A 16,183-nucleotide genomic window follows, 5' to 3' on the forward strand; every position below is an offset into this window, starting at 1 on the left:
AATGAGGGAACAACAAAACAATAACAATTGCAGCAGGATATTCATTCTATTTTAAAGCAGTACTGGGGGCATTCGGAGTTCCGACCGCTGCAGGAGGAAATAATCCGAACAGCATTGGAAAAGCAGGATTGCCTGGCGCTGTTGCCTACAGGGAGTGGGAAGTCTGTTTGTTTCCAGGTACCGGCATTGGCGATGGAGGGAATCTGCCTGGTAATTAGTCCGTTGATTGCCCTGATGAAAGACCAGGTGGCGCAGTTACGTAAAAAAGGTATTTCAGCCCTGGCGATTCATACCGGCATGCCCTACAAAGAGGTGAATAAAACCCTGCAGCTCGCACTGAATGGCCAGATCAAATTTTTATATCTGTCACCAGAACGCTTGCAGACCAATCTTTTTAAGGAATACCTGCCAGTTCTTCCGGTTACCCTGATTGCTGTGGATGAAGCACATTGTGTATCCCAATGGGGATATGATTTCCGTCCGCAATACCTGCAGATAGCAAGTCTACGGGAAATCCTTCCGGAAGTTCCTATTCTGGCGCTTACCGCTTCGGCTACCCCCTTGGTTCAGGAAGATATAATGACTCAATTGCAGTTGAAGAAAGCTGTTGTGCACAAGGGTTCCTTTATTCGTGAAGCCCTCTCCTATAGCTGTTTTGAAGAAAGCAGCAAACTTCCTAAACTATTTGATATCATTTCCAAAGTGGAAGGCAGCAGCATTGTGTATTGCAGAAGCCGAAAACGCACGGTGGATATCTGTCGTTTCCTGAATGAGCGGGGAATTTCAGCAACTTATTATCATGCCGGCCTGAACCAGGAGGAAAGAAATGAACGTCAGCAACAGTGGACACAAAATCAGGTACGCATCATCGTTAGTACCAATGCCTTTGGTATGGGCATCGATAAACCGGATGTACGAACAGTAGTGCATTATGATGTTCCGGATTGCCTGGAGAATTATTACCAGGAAGCAGGCCGTGCAGGCAGAGACCGGCAAAAAGCCTATGCAGTTCTCTTATACAACCAGCAGGATTTGACTGAAGTGGAGCAGCAACTGGAAAAAAAATTCCCCGACATGGAAACAATTAAAAAAGTTTACCAGGCAATGGCGAATTTTCTGCATTTGCCTACAGGTACCGGAGAGGGACAATCATTCGATTTTGACCTTACGCTGTTCTGCAAAAATTTTGACTTGGACCGGATGGTAGCCATTAATGCCTTGCAACTACTTCAGGCCAATGGTTATTGTGCCTTGAATGAATCGGTATATGAACCAGCGAGGGTGCAGTTTGTTGCGGATCGCAGCTGGCTGGAGCAGGTGGAGAAAAATTATCCGGCACTCGAACCTCTTATTAAAACCCTGCTTCGCACGATAGAAGGAATTTTCAGTTATCCGGGCATGATTTCGGAAACCTACCTGGCACGGCTATTAAGAACAGAAAGGGAAAACATAATTAATCAATTGAAACAGTTGGAATCACTTGGTATAGTAAACTATGAACAGGCCCGTGATCAGCCACAACTGGTTCTATTGACCGAGCGGGTTAAAACTGAAAACATCCAGCTGGACCTGAAAGCCATTGAACGCAGAAAAAAAATCGCGAAAGAACGACTGGATGCGCTCTTCCAATACACAATCGGCAACACCTGCCGAAGTAGTTTTATTGGTCGCTATTTCGGTGATGCAGCCATAAAAGATTGTGGCATTTGTGATAACTGCCTTGAAAAAAAGAGGAAAGCAGCAAAACCTCAGCAATTACAAAATAAAATACTGAATTCACTGGAAAATGGCGCTAAATCAATAACCACGCTTCAGGCTGAAATTGGCAACAATGCTAATCAGCAGGAATTGCTGGGGGTTATCCGTCTCTTAGAATCAGAACAATTAATCCGGGTGCAGATCAGTGGCATGGTAGAACGTTTGTAACGCCACCCACTACCAAAGTGTTTTTTTTCTGCTGCTTCTTCCGCCCAGGCCCAATGCACCCAGCAAGGTTCGGGTGATGGTACTCGTTAGCGTGCGGGTAGCCTGTCTGCCAGCGGAACTGTTGAGCATTTTTTCCAGCACGGTTTTTTCTTCTTTTTTAGAACCGTTTGCCTTCGCTTCTTTAGCAACCTGCTTCTTTGCTTCTTCGGCAGCTTCGAGTCCGGCTGCCTCTTCCAGTTTGGCTGTCAATAATTCATAGGCACTTTCAGCATCTACTTCCTGGTTGTATTTCTTTACCATTTTGCTTCCGGAAACCAGGCCGGCAATTTCCTGTTCAGTCAGAATATCCATCCGGCTTCGTGGAGAGGTAAGCAGTACATGCGCCAGCGGGGTAGGAATACCTTTTTCATTCAGCAATGTGACAATCGCTTCACCAATACCCAGTTGGGTTAGCAACTCGTCCGTTTTATAAAACTCCGTTTCCGGATAATTCTCTGCAGTTTGTTTGATCACTTTACGATCAGCGGCTGTAAAAGCCCGAAGGGCATGCTGCACTTTCAGGCCCAATTGTCCGAGAACATCCTTTGGCACATCCATTGGATTCTGCGTACAAAAGAAAATACCAATTCCCTTGGAGCGGATCAGCTTCACAATCGTTTCGATCTGCTGCAGCAAGGCTTCACTTGCCTCCTGGAAAATCAGGTGAGCTTCATCAATGAAGAGGACCAGTTTGGGTTTGTCCATATCCCCTTCTTCCGGACTGGAACCATACAATTCTGCCAACAATTGCAGCATGAACGTAGAGAATAATTTGGGACGATCCTGCAGATCCGTAACCCGCAGAATCGAAATCACACCTCTTCCATCGTCGGAGATCCGCATCAGATCTTCCACCTCGAAACTTTTTTCTCCAAAAAATGGATCCGCCCCCTGCTGCTGCAATTCTACCACTTTACGCAGAATGGTGCCGGTAGAAGTAGTTGATATTTTCCCATAGGCTTTCTCCAGTTCCGCCTTGCCTTCAGCACTCACATATTGTAATACCTTGATGAAATCCTTGAGATCCAGCAAGGGCAACTGGTTGTCATCACACCATTTGAAAATCATGGCAACAAGCCCGGCCTGGGTATCATTCAAACTCAAAATCTTACTCAGCAGCACGGGACCGAACTCGCTAACGGTAGCCCTCAAGCGCACTCCGGGTTCATTACTCAGGGAGAGCAGCTCCACCGGGTAGGATGTTGGCTGATAGTCCATCCGGAGATGCTGGTAGCGTTCTTTGATCTTATCATTACTGGCACCGGCTGCAGCGAGTCCACTCAGGTCACCTTTGATATCCATCAGCAGTACGGGCACGGAATTATCACTAAGTACCTCTGCCAGTACCTGCAAGGTTTTCGTTTTACCGGTACCCGTGGCACCGGCAATAAGACCGTGTCGGTTCAGGGTTTTCAGGGGCAGCAGTATTTCTGCATCCGGAACCGGCTGACCATTCAGTATGCCTATACCAATTTTAGCGGAATCACCTTTAAACGTGTAGCCCTTTTTGATGGCTTCAATGAACTGGTTCGTATCTGCTGACATGAAATCGATATTTCCGGGTAAGATAATGGAAAAATGGAATTGGGTGGTTTAAAAATCCTCTTCCCTTTCCAGCATCAGAATGGCACTTTGAGGAACAATAAAATATTTTTCTCCCTCGTACATCACTTCGGTGGCGCCACTCACCAGGAAGATAGCAAGATCTCCTTCGCGCGCCTGCAGTGGAATATATTTAACCTGTTCTTCTGCCTGCTTCCAGGATTCATCTTCGGGAGGTGTAGGAATCGCATAACCCGGGCCCGTCCGAATTACATATCCCTGTTGTACTTTTTCTTTTTCCTGCACACCGGGAGGAAGATAAAGACCACTGGCAGTTTGTTCATTTGGTTTGGAGGGACGAATCAGCACCCTGTCACCAATTACAATCAGTTTTTTCAGTTTAGCATCAGCTGTAAGGCGCATGGAGTAGTATTTTTTGGCAAAAATACGGAGGAATGGAAGATGGAAACAAGGGAGACGGGAGGCAGGAGACGGGCCGCTTCACTCCTCCCACCTCCTTTGTCCCATTTAACAAAATCTTATCCCACTTGGTCACCGGCAGAAAATGAATTAATTTTATTATTAACTCATAAATCAATGATCATGGAAGAAAAGAAAGCAAGAATACTATTGTGTGAAGACGATCAGAATCTCGGACTGGTGTTGAAGAATTACCTGGAATTGAATGATTTTGATGTGGTGTTGGAACGCGATGGCCGACTAGGTCTCGCAGCCTTTCAGCGTGAAAAATTTGATCTCTGCCTGCTGGACGTAATGATGCCAAATATGGATGGCTTCAGTTTGGCAGAAGAGATCCGCGATATCGACCCCGATGTGCCCCTGTTTTTCCTAAGTGCCAAAACCATGAAGGAAGATATTATCCAGGGTTACAAACTGGGTGCGGATGATTATATCACCAAGCCCTTCGACAGTGAAGTGCTGTTGTTAAAGATTAAAGCTATCCTCAAGCGCAATGAGGAACTGAACAAGGAACAGGAAAACAAGGAATTTGACCTTGGCAGTTTCCATTTCAACCCAAAATTGAGAGAGCTTACGCACAGCGGACAAACACAAACCTTGTCGCCCAAGGAGAATGAATTACTGAAAATGCTTTGTGAGCACATGAATGACCTCTTGCCACGTGAGCAGGCTCTTAAAAAAATCTGGGGTAGTGATACCTACTTCAATGGCCGGAGTATGGATGTATACATCGCTAAACTAAGGAAGTACCTGAAAGAGGATTCCAGCATTGAAATCGTCAACATTCACGGCAATGGATTCCGCCTGGTAGTACCAACTCCTGCTTAATCAGTCTTTACACAAATCAATCAAACAAACCTGGGAAGTGACCCGTACGGGGTTGCTTTCCCAGGTGTTCATAGGCTTTTAATGTAGCTTCCCTTCCCCGGGGCGTACGTTGCAGGAACCCCTCCTGAATCAGGAAAGGCTCATACACTTCTTCCAGCGTACCTGCTTCCTCTCCTACTGCCGTTGCAATGGTGGTAATGCCAACCGGACCACCTTTGAACTTCTCAATAATGGTAGAGAGTATCCGGTTATCCATTTCATCGAGACCATGTTCGTCCACATTCAGGGCTTTCAGTGCATGTTGGGTAATTCCAAGATCAAGTTGCCCATCGTTTAAGACCATAGCGAAATCCCGCACGCGCCGCAATAGTCCATTCGCAATCCTTGGCGTACCCCGGCTCCGGCGGGCAATTTCGGCAGCTGAATCATCGGTAATAGGAGCATTTAATAAGGCAGCAGAACGACGAATGATTTTCTCCAGCGTGCCGGCATTGTAATATTCAAGGCGAGATTTGATCGCAAATCGACTTAATAAGGGAGCTGTTAATAAACCACTCCGCGTAGTGGCACCAATGAGGGTAAAAGGATTCAGATTGATCTGGATACTGCGGGCATTTGGGCCACTGTCGATCATGATATCAATCCGGTAATCTTCCATCGCGGCATAGAGATATTCTTCCACCACCGTGCTCAGGCGATGAATCTCATCAATAAACAATACATCATTGGGCTCCAGGTTGGTAAGCAGGCCCGCCAGGTCGGCTGGCTTTTCTATCACAGGTCCGGATGTTTCCCGAATCTGTACTCCCATCTCATTGGCCACAATCCTGGACAGGGTGGTTTTACCCAAACCGGGCGGACCGTGAAACAGGACATGATCGAGGGCTTCACCTCTGATTTTTGCTGCTTTAATGAAAATTTTCAGGTTCTCAATGATCTGCGCCTGCCCGGCAAAATCGTCAATTTCGCGTGGGCGCAAACTATTCTCAAACTCTTTTTCCGCAGAACCTGCCGGGTTCGAACCCGGATCTAATAATGGATTACTCATAATCATTCTATTCTCACTTCCTACTACGTCAATATTAGTCAAAAACTTTTATTCAGCACCTCCATAAAGTTTTTCATAATACTCAATCGCCATCCGATTACTGTCGAATTGGGGAAGAATGGAATTCATGCTGCTTTTTACAATAGCTTGCCAACGAGTTTTATTTTGATAGTACATCGGGAGTATTTCCTTTTCCAGGAGATCATATAAGGTATTGGCATCTTTTTCATCCTGGATATGTTCCGGCAGAGAGGGATCCGCAGGCGGTATAACGAAGCCATTTTCTTTGTCTCTAACAAACTCCGGAAACCATCCATCCGGAATGGAAAGATTAACTGCCCCGTTCATGGCGGCAGACATCCCACTGGTACCAGAAGCTTCATGCCCGATGCGGGGTACATTCAACCAAAGATCGGCCCCCTGCTTCAGTATGCGGGAGAGTTTCAGTTCATAACCTGTAAGAATGGCGCAGTTGGTGTAGGTTTTGCAGAGATGAACTATTTTATCAAAGGAAGCAATACCGGAATAATCCATTGGGTGGGGTTTACCGGCCCAGATGATCTGGACTGGCATCTTTTCATTACTAACCAATTGATGAAAACGTTCCATATTGGTGAGCAACAATTCTGCTCTTTTATATCCAACAAACCGTTTCGCAAATACAATCGTGAAAACATCCTCTTTATATATTTCTCCTGCCTGTTCTGCGACCTCTTCAAACAAGCGGCACTTGCGATGTTTTTTCAGCTTTTCCAGGGCGGCATCATCTTCATTGGATACGACCTGGTACATCTTGAAATCAGCCCAGTAAGTAAAACTTTGAGCATTCGTAATTGAGATCATTTTGCAAATGCCTTCTGCACCCTTCCACATTCCCCGAAGTGTTTGCAGATGCAAGTTGGAAACACCATTCGCCAGTCCAGCCAAACGCAAGGCAACAAGTGTATGATTAAACTGATCTTCCTGAATACCTGTAATATTTCTTAGTTCCGGCAACGGAATGTTATTGAAAAAACCGAATTTCTGAAGCAGGTAAATATCTGAAACCCGATTGCCTCCCGGTTCAGGGGTATGATTGGTAAATACCAGGCGTTTTTTAACTGCTTCAACTGATTTGTATTTTTCATAGAGATAAAATGCAAGCGGCAATGCATGCGATTCATTCAGGTGATAAATTTCCGGCAGCCAGTTCAATTCTTCTAATAAGCGGGCACCTCCATACCCCAGCAGGATGGCAGCAGCAATCGTGGTTTCCGGATTGGAGTCATACAGATGATGTGAAATGGTTTTACCGAGGTAATCGTTTTCCGGCAGATCCGTACTTAAGAAAAAGACAGGTGCGGTTTTGAAAATTTCCGGAGCCAGGTAGTAAGCGGTGACCCATACATCATGTCCCGATATCTGAATAGTAAATTTGATATCCGTTTTTTGCAGAAAACCATACACTTTTTCCTGGAACAAAACATACATGGATTGATCCTGTTTACGAACCTGGTCATAATATCCGTAGTTCCATAAAATCCCAATACCCACCATATTTTGTTTCAATTCATAGGCGCTGCGCATGTGCGAACCTCCCAGGTACCCCAATCCACCCGCATAGGTTTTTAAAGGCTGGTGAATCGCAAATTCCATACAGAAATAAGCCACCGGTTTTTCGTAGGCCTTAGCAATTGTATAGGGATGTTGAAATTGAAATTTCATGCTGATCTAGTTTGATATGTGCAGATTCGAAGCAGGAAAGGTAACCCAGTAACAGGAACAATCCCCTGATGTAAATCAGGCAAAAATGTGATTCTAGAGCCATACCGGAAATATTTATTTGCATATACAAACAAGATTTCTATCTTTGTTTGGTGAAAGCATCTGAAAGCAGGTATCATAAGTGTATTTATTTTTCCAGCAATGCCCTTGCCAGGAAGATTGAGAAACTAGCTATGGAGAGCTGGAAAAAACTGGGACTTGCACCGAGTCATGCCTACCTTTTACTACTGGTATTGGAAGATCCCGGTGTACAACCAGGTTATGCTGCAGAAGAACTGCAATTGAGTCCCAGTACCGTTACCCGCCTGCTGGAAAAACTCGAGGAGAAGAAAATGGTAGTCCGGACCACCGAAGGCAAACTCACCAATATCTACCCAACCCCCAAAGCGAAAGAACTCTATCCCCAAATGAAAAACTGCACCCGCGAATTCCAGGAAAAATACCAGTCGCTGATCAATGAAGAAGAAGCCAGCCGTCTTGTAAAATCCATCAACCGTATCAACGACCAATTACCCTAAATTTTTTTTATTTATTAATTGCATATACAAATATCAAACCATGAACTACGTTTTAACAGGAGGCGCCGGCCATATCACCAAACCTTTGGCGCTACAATTATTGAAAGCAGGACACCAGGTAACAATAATTGGAAGAGCAGAAGCGAATCTTCAAGAGCTCTCAGCAGCAGGTGCAAAAACAGCTATCGGCTCTGTTGAGGACAGTGCTTTTTTAAGCAAGAGCTTTACAGGAGCAGACGCTGTATACCTCATGATACCACCCATCTGGAATCCTGCCAACTGGAAAGAAGCAATCGGGCAAGTAGGGAAAAACTATGCAACTGCGCTCCAGGCAGCTGGAGTTAAATATGCCGTTTTATTAAGCAGTATTGGTGCGCATATGCCTGATGGTTGCGGCCCGGTGAGTGGATTGTACCTGGCTGAACAGGCATTGGAAGCTGTACCTGGATTGAATCTGCTCGCCTTGCGCCCTGGTTATTTTTACTACAACTTGCTTGGCAACATCTCAATGATAAAAAATGCAGGAATCATTGGGAGTAATTTTGGAGGAAATGAAGAAAAGCTGATCCTATCATCCACTGATGATATTGCATCCACAGCAGCAAGTGCCTTACAGCAATTAGATTTTTCTGGTTTCACGGTTCGCTACCTGGTAAGTGATGAACTAACCTCCCAGGAGATCGCACAAAAGATTGGAAATACTATTGGCAAACCGGAACTTCCCTGGGTTGCGTTTACTGATGAACAGGCCGAACAGGGTTTGCTGGGAGCAGGACTGCCGGCAGAGAATGCCCGGAATTATGTGGAAATGGGAACAGCCATCAGAAGTGGAAAAATGTTTGAAGATTATCAAACAGATACAGTAAAAATAAAGGGTAACAATTCCTTTGATGACTTCCTTCCGAAATTCAAAGCCGCTTTTGAAGCAGCACAATAAAAAAACCGGGACTGCCACAATTTGCTGGCAGTCCCGGTTCTCTTTATTTCTCTCTTAACTGAACTGAAATCCGGCGATCCACTCTACGTTCTTCATCACTGGCAGTTTCTGCTACTTTTGCCAGCTCTTCACCATAACCTTCGGCTCCAACCAACTGTGCCGCATTCGCACCTTCTTTCTTAATTTCAGCCAACACAGCATCGGCTCTTTCCTGTGACAATTTCTTATTATCCGCGTCATTACCCACCTTATCAGTATAACCACCGATTTTTATTTTAGCCTTTGGATATGCTTTAAGAATGGCTACTATGTTCCGGATCTGAGCAATACTTTCAGCAGTCAGCCTGGCACTGCCGGTTTCAAAATTGAGGTTATCAAAATCAAACCACTGATCCTTACCGGCTACACAGGCAGCATCATTCAGGCAGGCCACCAGTTTATCTTCAATACCACCCTTGTATGCATCAATTTCAGTACCATCTGCCAGTTTTACTTTAATGGATTCAACAGCCGGAACAGTAACCGGTACGGCAGTTAATGTGTCCGCAGTTTTAACAGGCGTTCCCATCACCACTTCCTCTTTATGCTCTCCTCCCCCACAGCCTTTAAACAGGTATAATAAGAGTGCAACACCTGCCAGACCCAATAGCAGGGGCATCAACCAGGAACCTGATTTTTTTGGCTCTTCACCATGAGGAACAGCAGGGCGCGGAGCACTACTGCTAATACCTAACATGTTTCCAATATTTAAACCAGCCGGCAGTGCATTTAGAAAACTGGATTTCTGATTACTGAGTAAGGAGCTTAATCCCGATGCAGACAGCCCATTTTCTGTAGCATGTTTACCCAGGAAGCCCATTACCATGGGTGCAATCGAACCAAGCAGGGAGGCAGCAGAGGAACCTTTGATCCCGGCGAAAGAAGCAATCGCATTGGCAATACTGCCAACCTTATCACCGAATATACTGTGCAATATACCAGGTGAACTATCCGGCACACCACCCCCTCCAGGGTTAAAAGCATTTCCCAGATTTCCTAATATACCACTATTCATGGCCTGCTTTGCCAGGTCCATAATCATGTTTCCACCACCCGATTCTGCTTTTTGGGTGATGCCTAATAGACTCGCTGGTAATAGTCCGGAAACTGCCTTTCCAACCGAGGATTCTGATTCTTGTAAATAACCTGCGGCTTTGCCGATCAGATCAGGCGTAATGAAGGATTTCGCTGCATCCAGGATGTTAAATGCCATAACTTTTGTTTAAATGTTAGGTAATAAACGGGGCGGATGCCAGCTAATCAGGAGGAAGGGTAGGAAGTTGAAATTACAGAAATTTATTCAGTTGCAGAATCAGGTCCGGATCCGGACAATTACTAAGCCATTGTTCCCGCTCACTGTAACGCACCACTCCTGGATAGTCGCCCTCATTCAAACCCAGATCCGATATCAGTTGAAAATGCAGGTGGGGTGGCCATTGCCCATTTTCAACCGGCGCCCCGAAATGTGCCAACTCCTGTCCGCGGTTAATGTATTGCCCGGGTGCCAGCGAATCGATATCCCGTTTAGAAACATGCCCATACAAGGTATAAAAGGGAATGCCATCCAACTGGTGCAGCAATATAATCGTAGCCCCATAATCTCCCAGGCGATCATTCCATCCAATACTGTGTACCATTCCACCCATGAATGCATATACAGGTGTACCTGCAGGTCCCCAGATATCGGTTCCTATATGCAGGCGTCGGGGCTCTTCTCCTTCATCAAAAAGGGCACTTCGACTGTACATAAATCGTAGTTCATTGTAACCCCCAATCAGGTAACGGGCTTGTTTTGCTTCGCGAAGACTTTGCATAAAGCTCACAAATCGCTCCAGGTTGTCGGCTATACCTTCTGGTAAGTCGCCATTTTGGGTCAGCTTCAATGCCGCCAGTTTATCCGTACCGGGAGTAAACGAAACTACAGGGTGAAAACTGCCTTGGTTACGGGTAAGGCTGGCAATCAGGGGATTTATCATAGCACAAAGATAACGCAACGGTTTGCTGTGGAGATCTTGGCCCCTGCCCAAACAGAAGTACTATTTTTAAATACCAACGATTGCTTATGCAGTTTCAAAAACCCTCCCTGAGTTTCTGGCAGATCATCAATATGAATGTAGGCTTCTTCGGCATTCAATACAGTTTTGGCCTGCAACAGACCGCGATCAATCCCCTTTACAGTTTCCTTGATGCCAAACCGGAGGAACTACCTATTCTGAACCTTGCGGGTCCCATGACCGGCCTATTGATTCAACCGGTCATTGGGGCATTGAGCGACCGAACCTGGCACCCCCGCTGGGGCAGAAGAAAACCCTATTTTTTAATTGGCGCTATCTTTTGCAGTATCTGCTTGTTCGCGTTTCCATTTAGTCGGGCATTGTGGATGGCGGCCGGATTGCTCTGGATCCTTGATGCTGCCAACAATACCGCCATGGAACCTTACCGGGCATTTATTGCAGATAAACTTCCGGCCCGGCAACAGCCAACCGGATTTCTGACACAGAGTTTCTTCACCGGCCTTGGTATCACATTAGCGAATTTATCACTTGGTTTTTTTAAAGATATCATTACCGGTACTTCATCTTCCGGCATTCCTTATTGGGTGTACGGCTCCTTTTTTGTTGGAGGTGTTTGCTCCATACTATCTGTACTCTGGTCGGTACTAACCACGCCGGAAATACCACCCACACCCGCAGAACTGGCTGAACTTAGAGCCCGCCCCAAAGGATTTTTTGAACCCTTTAAAGAAATCATGGAAGCCATCCGACATATGCCACCGATCATGTGGAAACTAGCCCTGGTTTACCTGTTTCAATGGTATGCGATGTTCTGTTACTGGCAATATGTTTCACTCAGCATTGCAGCCTCTGTATTTAAAACTGACAGCAGTGGTCCTGCTTATGAAGATGCAGTGGTACTAACGGGACAGGTAAATGGCTTTTACAATATCGTTACTTTCTTATCCGCATTCGGACTGGTGGTGCTAGCTAGAAAATGGGGTGCGAAATGGGTACATGTTATCTGTTTATTACTGGCCAGCATGGGACTATTTATTTTCCCCTTCATTGAACAGCCTTTCCTGCTCTTCCTTCCGATGGTTGGATTTGGAATCGCCTGGGCCAGCATGATGGGTATACCCTATGTGATGGTAGTTGGAAGTATTCCCAAGGAAAAATATGGCGTATATATGGGTATCATCAATATGATGATTGTGATTCCTATGATCCTGCAGACCCTTAGCTTTGGGTGGGTATATGAAAATATATTGAGCAGTGTACCAGGTAACGCCATCTTCTTTGCTGCAGGCCTGCTGTTTTTAGCCGCGATGGCCACCCTGCGAATCAAACCCTTACCCATAACCGAAACGCCTATTCCATCACCCAGTGCCCATTAACAATGATCAATGTAGCTGAATATCAACGATCTATCGGGATCTTAAAAAAAGCATCCACACCACATGGTTTTGTTGCCAGTTTACAGGAGCACGACAATTACCGGCGGATCTGGACCCGCGATGGCAGCATGAATTCAATGGCAGCACTCTTGAGTGGAGAAGCAGATCTTATTGAAACAGTAAAAGCCACCCTGCATACTATTTTCACACACCAGCATCCAAGTGGTTTTATGCCTTCCAATGTTAGTATTGGCGGAGCCGTAAGTTATGGGGGAACAGTTGGAAGGGCCGATAATCCAAGTTGGGCAGTGATCACTTTGTGTCAGTATGCACTGCTGCAGAACGACCCAACATTTGCCAAACAATTTCTGCCACAGGTAGATCGCTGTTTTTCGGTTATGGATGCCTGGGAGTACAATGGCAAACACCTGTTGTATGTGCCACAGAGTGGCGATTGGGCAGATGAATACATACAACATGGCTATATTCTTTTTAACCAGTTGTTACGGATCTGGGCATTACAACTGGCAGCACAGGTTTTCGAAAAGGAAAGCTGGGCAGCCAAGGCAGCAAAGATCAGGGAAGTGGTGGAGATCAATTACTGGAACCGTTTGGGTGCTGGTCCTTTATATGCCGGCAACCTGAAACACCAGATGGAAAAGGCTCCCCAGGGCTTCTGGCTGATGGGCTTTAACCCGGCAAGAATATATCCCCAATTTGATTTACAGGCCAATGCATTGGCGATGATATTGGGATTAGGAGCTGCTGATGAAAACAAGGAAGCTTTTCAATTTATGCAGGGAATTTACCTGCGTAAAAAAGCATTGCTGCCTTCTTTCTATCCCAGTATCGAAGCAGATGATCCGGATATGCGGGAGTTGGAAAATAATTATGCTTATACATTCCGTAACCGGCCACATGAGTTTCACAATGGCGGATTATGGCCTGTGTGGAATGGCTTGCTGGCTGCTGCAGCCGTTATCATGGAGGATACAGAGTTTGCCGCCACTATTACTCAGGAAATCGAAACAGCGAATCAAAAAAACCAGCACCAGTACAACGAATGCCTGCAGGGCGAAACTCTTGATCCAATTGGCGTGCCATTTTGTACCTGGAGTGCAGGCGGACATGTGCTGGCCATCGCCTACCTGGAAGGAAAAAGATTGTTCACTTAATACCTGGTTATGAAAACAAAAAAAGTATTGGCAATCGGAGAAGCACTGATCGATGCCGTTACTACGGAATTTGTTGAAGACCTTTCTTCAGCCCGCCAGTTGGATCTAAAACCAGGTGGTAGTCCGGCTAATTTCTGTCGTTTTCTTCACCAGCTGGGTACCCCTGCCCTTTTACATGCAGTATTGGGAGCAGATGGACTGGGAAAAATCATCCTGAATGATCTTAAAGAAAAAGAAATCGATAGTAGCCTTATCAAAATCAACAAAGACCATGCTACCAGTATGGTAGTGGTAGGTAAAACCAAAGGAACACCAGATTTCATTCCCTATCGCGATGCTGATATGCAGATTGGTGCGATCGCTCCCTTTATGTATAAGGAAACCGACCTGTTACATACAACTGCTTTCGCCTTGAGCCGGGAACCAGCCCAAACCAATATACTTACTGCCTTACACCTGGCAAACAGGAGTGGAAAACAGATTAGCATCGACTGGAATTATTCTCCCAAAATATGGGGACCGGAAAATTTCTCATCCTCTGTTTTTTCAACCTTACTCTCTTTCCAACCGCTGCTGAAATGCAGCCTGGATGATATCGAACGATTTACCAACCAAATACAAAGTATTGAATCGGCAAAAGATTTTCTGCATCAGTTTACTGCAAGAGTAACCTGTCTGACTTGTGGAAGTGAAGGGGTATGGTATAAAACACCGGAACAGGACTGGCAACATCGGGCTGCAATACCAGTTGAAGTCAAAGACAGCACAGGAGCAGGTGATTCCTTCTGGGCCGGATTTGTACACGCATGGTTAACCGAAAACTCATTGGAGGATTGCATACAACTGGCCCTGGATACAGCTGCACGCAGGCTAAAAGGTGAATTGGATTAAAGCGGTTGTTTCAGCCAGGCACTCATTGCAAGGTACACTCCGTTGGTCCATCCAAATCCATCCTGCGCCGCGTATTCACCACCCCCGGCGGATTTGCTGAGATCCATCACATTGTATTTTTCCATCATTTTACCGGTTTCCTGGTATACTTTTTCATTGAGCCCGGTCCAGCGCTGTGCAATTTCTTTTGCCAATCCGATCTGTCCGCTACGTGCGAGTCCGCGTACTGCCATCCATTGCAGGGGAGCCCAACCGTTAGGAGCATCCCATTGCTCGCCGGTTGTTTGCGTGGTAGTAACTAATCCGCCTGGCTGCAATAATTGCTCTTTTACAACTATTGCGGCCTGCCTTGCAACCACACTAAGGTAACCCTGCTTATGTGAAAAGAAAACAAAGGGAAAGAGTCCGGCTGCCGATATCTGTTTGGTAAGTGCCTGCTTTTTGAAATTATAATCCGTATAAAATTGTTGCTCCCGGCTCCAGCAATACTTTTCAATCGCCTGCTGCCTTTTTTCTGCAGCGGCTGAATATACCATAGAAACAGAATCCTGTCCGGCTACCTTATAGGCACGAGCCAATGCATTTTCAAATCCCACCAATAAGCTGTTCAGATCCACCGGAATAATATTGGTAGTTTCTATCGTAGAAAGTGTTTTACCATCTGCCAGCCAACGGCTGCTGAAGTCCCAACCACTGGCAGCTCCTGCCCTCAAATGCGCATATACATTGACTTTAGGTCGGGTGGATTGCTTGGCAGTTTCAACATCCTCGCGATAACTTTCTGGCCGGGGTGTATTGGCTTCATCCCAGTAGCGGTTGAGCACAGCTTCATCCGGCAGGGAAATCACCCGTTTGAATGCCTGTCCTTTTTTGAGCGTGCTAGCTCCTTCCATCCAATACCTGTATTCTTTCTCCAGTGCCGGCAGGTACTGCAGCAGGGTTTGATCACCTTTCACCGTAGCCAACAATTCAACCATCATAAAAAAGAAGGGAGGCTGCGAGCGACTCAGGTAATAGGTTCGGTTTCCATTGGGGATATGTCCATAGGTATTGATCAGGTAAGCAAAATTATCGATCATGTTTTCCATGATTTCAAACTCGCGACTCTCTTTCAAACCCAGCATAGTAAAATAGGAATCCCAGTAATAGATTTCACGAAATCTGCCACCGGGCACGATATAGGGATGTGGCAGTGGCAGCAGACTCGAGCCTTTAACAGCAGTATCCGGTTGGCGGCGTAATACTTTCCAGAGATCCTGAATATGAGCTGTAATGGAATGTTGCGGATTGGAACGATAGGCACTTGTTGTTGAATCAGGTAACACAAAATAATTCCGCACAAATTGAGTCACCGAAAATTTGGTAGCCGGATTTTTTTTGGCCTCGCGAAAGGCCATCATAATTTCATCCGGATTCATTTTCGGAACAGCATCTACAAAGGTTTTGCCATCCGGAAAGATCCGCGCCAGTTGCACTTCCGTGAATAGTTCACCATACAACTGGTCGGGTGATTTAGGCAAACTGTCCTGGGCAGTAAGGCCCATCGAAAGCAACAAACCAGTTACTATATTTGTAATCGAACGTACATGCATAAGCGATTTTTTT

Annotated in this window: 14 protein-coding genes; 7 read left to right on the plus strand and 7 right to left on the minus strand. The window is 45.7% G+C overall.

What is annotated here, in order from left to right:
* Positions 1-27: 27 nt before the first annotated feature.
* Positions 28-1,926: a RecQ family ATP-dependent DNA helicase gene (locus tag MD536_RS14840; protein ID WP_239601498.1), complete on the plus strand. Its 1,899-nt coding sequence runs from the start codon at positions 28-30 to the stop codon at positions 1,924-1,926.
* 9 nt (positions 1,927-1,935) lie between these two features.
* Here MD536_RS14840 and MD536_RS14845 read toward each other — a convergent pair whose 3' ends face one another.
* Both MD536_RS14845 and MD536_RS14850 read right to left on the minus strand, forming a co-directional pair.
* Positions 1,936-3,510, minus strand: a complete 1,575-nt coding sequence (locus MD536_RS14845; RefSeq protein WP_239601499.1) for a helicase HerA-like domain-containing protein — start codon at positions 3,508-3,510, stop codon at positions 1,936-1,938.
* Between the two features lie 48 nt (positions 3,511-3,558).
* Positions 3,559-3,930 (minus strand): co-chaperone GroES, encoded by a 372-nt coding sequence (locus MD536_RS14850; protein WP_239601501.1) that lies wholly within the window; start codon positions 3,928-3,930, stop codon positions 3,559-3,561.
* 180 nt (positions 3,931-4,110) lie between these two features.
* Between MD536_RS14850 and MD536_RS14855 the strand changes: the two genes are divergently transcribed.
* Positions 4,111-4,815 (plus strand): response regulator transcription factor, encoded by a 705-nt coding sequence (locus tag MD536_RS14855; protein ID WP_239601502.1) that lies wholly within the window; start codon positions 4,111-4,113, stop codon positions 4,813-4,815.
* Between the two features lie 16 nt (positions 4,816-4,831).
* Here MD536_RS14855 and ruvB read toward each other — a convergent pair whose 3' ends face one another.
* On the minus strand, positions 4,832-5,863 hold the full coding sequence (ruvB, locus tag MD536_RS14860; RefSeq protein ID WP_239601503.1) for a Holliday junction branch migration DNA helicase RuvB: 1,032 nt from the start codon (positions 5,861-5,863) through the stop codon (positions 4,832-4,834).
* A gap of 48 nt (positions 5,864-5,911) precedes the next feature.
* Positions 5,912-7,567, minus strand: a complete 1,656-nt coding sequence (gene glgP / locus MD536_RS14865; RefSeq protein WP_239601504.1) for an alpha-glucan family phosphorylase — start codon at positions 7,565-7,567, stop codon at positions 5,912-5,914.
* A 152-nt stretch (positions 7,568-7,719) separates the two neighbouring features.
* Here glgP and MD536_RS14870 point away from each other — a divergent pair, with 152 nt between their 5' ends.
* Together MD536_RS14870 and MD536_RS14875 are read left to right on the plus strand one after the other, a co-directional pair.
* On the plus strand, positions 7,720-8,145 hold the full coding sequence (locus tag MD536_RS14870) for a MarR family winged helix-turn-helix transcriptional regulator (RefSeq protein ID WP_239601505.1): 426 nt from the start codon (positions 7,720-7,722) through the stop codon (positions 8,143-8,145).
* A 40-nt stretch (positions 8,146-8,185) separates the two neighbouring features.
* Positions 8,186-9,082, plus strand: coding sequence for an NAD(P)H-binding protein (locus tag MD536_RS14875; RefSeq protein ID WP_239601506.1), 897 nt, complete (start codon positions 8,186-8,188; stop codon positions 9,080-9,082).
* A 43-nt stretch (positions 9,083-9,125) separates the two neighbouring features.
* On the opposite strand, the gene MD536_RS14880 is transcribed toward MD536_RS14875, so the two are convergent.
* Positions 9,126-10,334, minus strand: a complete 1,209-nt coding sequence (locus tag MD536_RS14880) for an OmpA family protein (RefSeq protein ID WP_239601507.1) — start codon at positions 10,332-10,334, stop codon at positions 9,126-9,128.
* Between the two features lie 73 nt (positions 10,335-10,407).
* Positions 10,408-11,097 carry a peptidoglycan DD-metalloendopeptidase family protein gene (locus MD536_RS14885; protein ID WP_239601509.1) on the minus strand — a complete coding sequence of 230 codons (690 nt, stop codon included), beginning with the start codon at positions 11,095-11,097 and terminating at the stop codon, positions 10,408-10,410.
* Between the two features lie 86 nt (positions 11,098-11,183).
* On the opposite strand from MD536_RS14885, the gene MD536_RS14890 reads away from it, so the two are divergent.
* Genes MD536_RS14890 through MD536_RS14900 form a run of 3 tightly spaced genes read left to right on the plus strand, consistent with a single transcriptional unit; the run spans position 11,184 to position 14,578 of the window.
* Positions 11,184-12,512: an MFS transporter gene (locus MD536_RS14890; RefSeq protein ID WP_239601511.1), complete on the plus strand. Its 1,329-nt coding sequence runs from the start codon at positions 11,184-11,186 to the stop codon at positions 12,510-12,512.
* 2 nt (positions 12,513-12,514) lie between these two features.
* Positions 12,515-13,687: a glycoside hydrolase 100 family protein gene (locus MD536_RS14895; protein ID WP_239601513.1), complete on the plus strand. Its 1,173-nt coding sequence runs from the start codon at positions 12,515-12,517 to the stop codon at positions 13,685-13,687.
* A gap of 9 nt (positions 13,688-13,696) precedes the next feature.
* Positions 13,697-14,578, plus strand: coding sequence for a carbohydrate kinase family protein (locus tag MD536_RS14900; protein WP_239601514.1), 882 nt, complete (start codon positions 13,697-13,699; stop codon positions 14,576-14,578).
* On the opposite strand, the gene treF is transcribed toward MD536_RS14900, so the two are convergent.
* Positions 14,575-16,170, minus strand: coding sequence for an alpha,alpha-trehalase TreF (treF, locus tag MD536_RS14905; protein ID WP_239601518.1), 1,596 nt, complete (start codon positions 16,168-16,170; stop codon positions 14,575-14,577). The two genes, MD536_RS14900 and treF, sit on opposite strands and share 4 nt — an antisense overlap.
* Between the last annotated feature and the right edge of the window lie 13 nt (positions 16,171-16,183).

Source organism: Flavihumibacter cheonanensis (genome assembly GCF_022352215.1).
GTDB classification, from domain to species: Bacteria; Bacteroidota; Bacteroidia; order Chitinophagales; family Chitinophagaceae; genus Flavihumibacter; species Flavihumibacter cheonanensis.

Bases quoted from the DNA above. Each gene is read 5' to 3' on its own strand.
- glgP (WP_239601504.1), bottom strand. From the start codon at position 7,567: ATGAAATTTCAATTTCAACATCCCTATACAATTGCTAAGGCCTACGAA.
- MD536_RS14900 (WP_239601514.1), top strand. From the start codon at position 13,697: ATGAAAACAAAAAAAGTATTGGCAATCGGAGAAGCACTGATCGATGCC.
- MD536_RS14890 (WP_239601511.1), top strand. From the start codon at position 11,184: ATGCAGTTTCAAAAACCCTCCCTGAGTTTCTGGCAGATCATCAATATG.
- MD536_RS14875 (WP_239601506.1), top strand. From the start codon at position 8,186: ATGAACTACGTTTTAACAGGAGGCGCCGGCCATATCACCAAACCTTTG.
- MD536_RS14885 (WP_239601509.1), bottom strand. From the start codon at position 11,097: ATGATAAATCCCCTGATTGCCAGCCTTACCCGTAACCAAGGCAGTTTT.
- MD536_RS14850 (WP_239601501.1), bottom strand. From the start codon at position 3,930: ATGCGCCTTACAGCTGATGCTAAACTGAAAAAACTGATTGTAATTGGT.
- MD536_RS14855 (WP_239601502.1), top strand. From the start codon at position 4,111: ATGGAAGAAAAGAAAGCAAGAATACTATTGTGTGAAGACGATCAGAAT.
- MD536_RS14845 (WP_239601499.1), bottom strand. From the start codon at position 3,510: ATGTCAGCAGATACGAACCAGTTCATTGAAGCCATCAAAAAGGGCTAC.
- treF (WP_239601518.1), bottom strand. From the start codon at position 16,170: ATGCATGTACGTTCGATTACAAATATAGTAACTGGTTTGTTGCTTTCG.
- MD536_RS14895 (WP_239601513.1), top strand. From the start codon at position 12,515: ATGATCAATGTAGCTGAATATCAACGATCTATCGGGATCTTAAAAAAA.
- MD536_RS14880 (WP_239601507.1), bottom strand. From the start codon at position 10,334: ATGGCATTTAACATCCTGGATGCAGCGAAATCCTTCATTACGCCTGAT.
- ruvB (WP_239601503.1), bottom strand. From the start codon at position 5,863: ATGAGTAATCCATTATTAGATCCGGGTTCGAACCCGGCAGGTTCTGCG.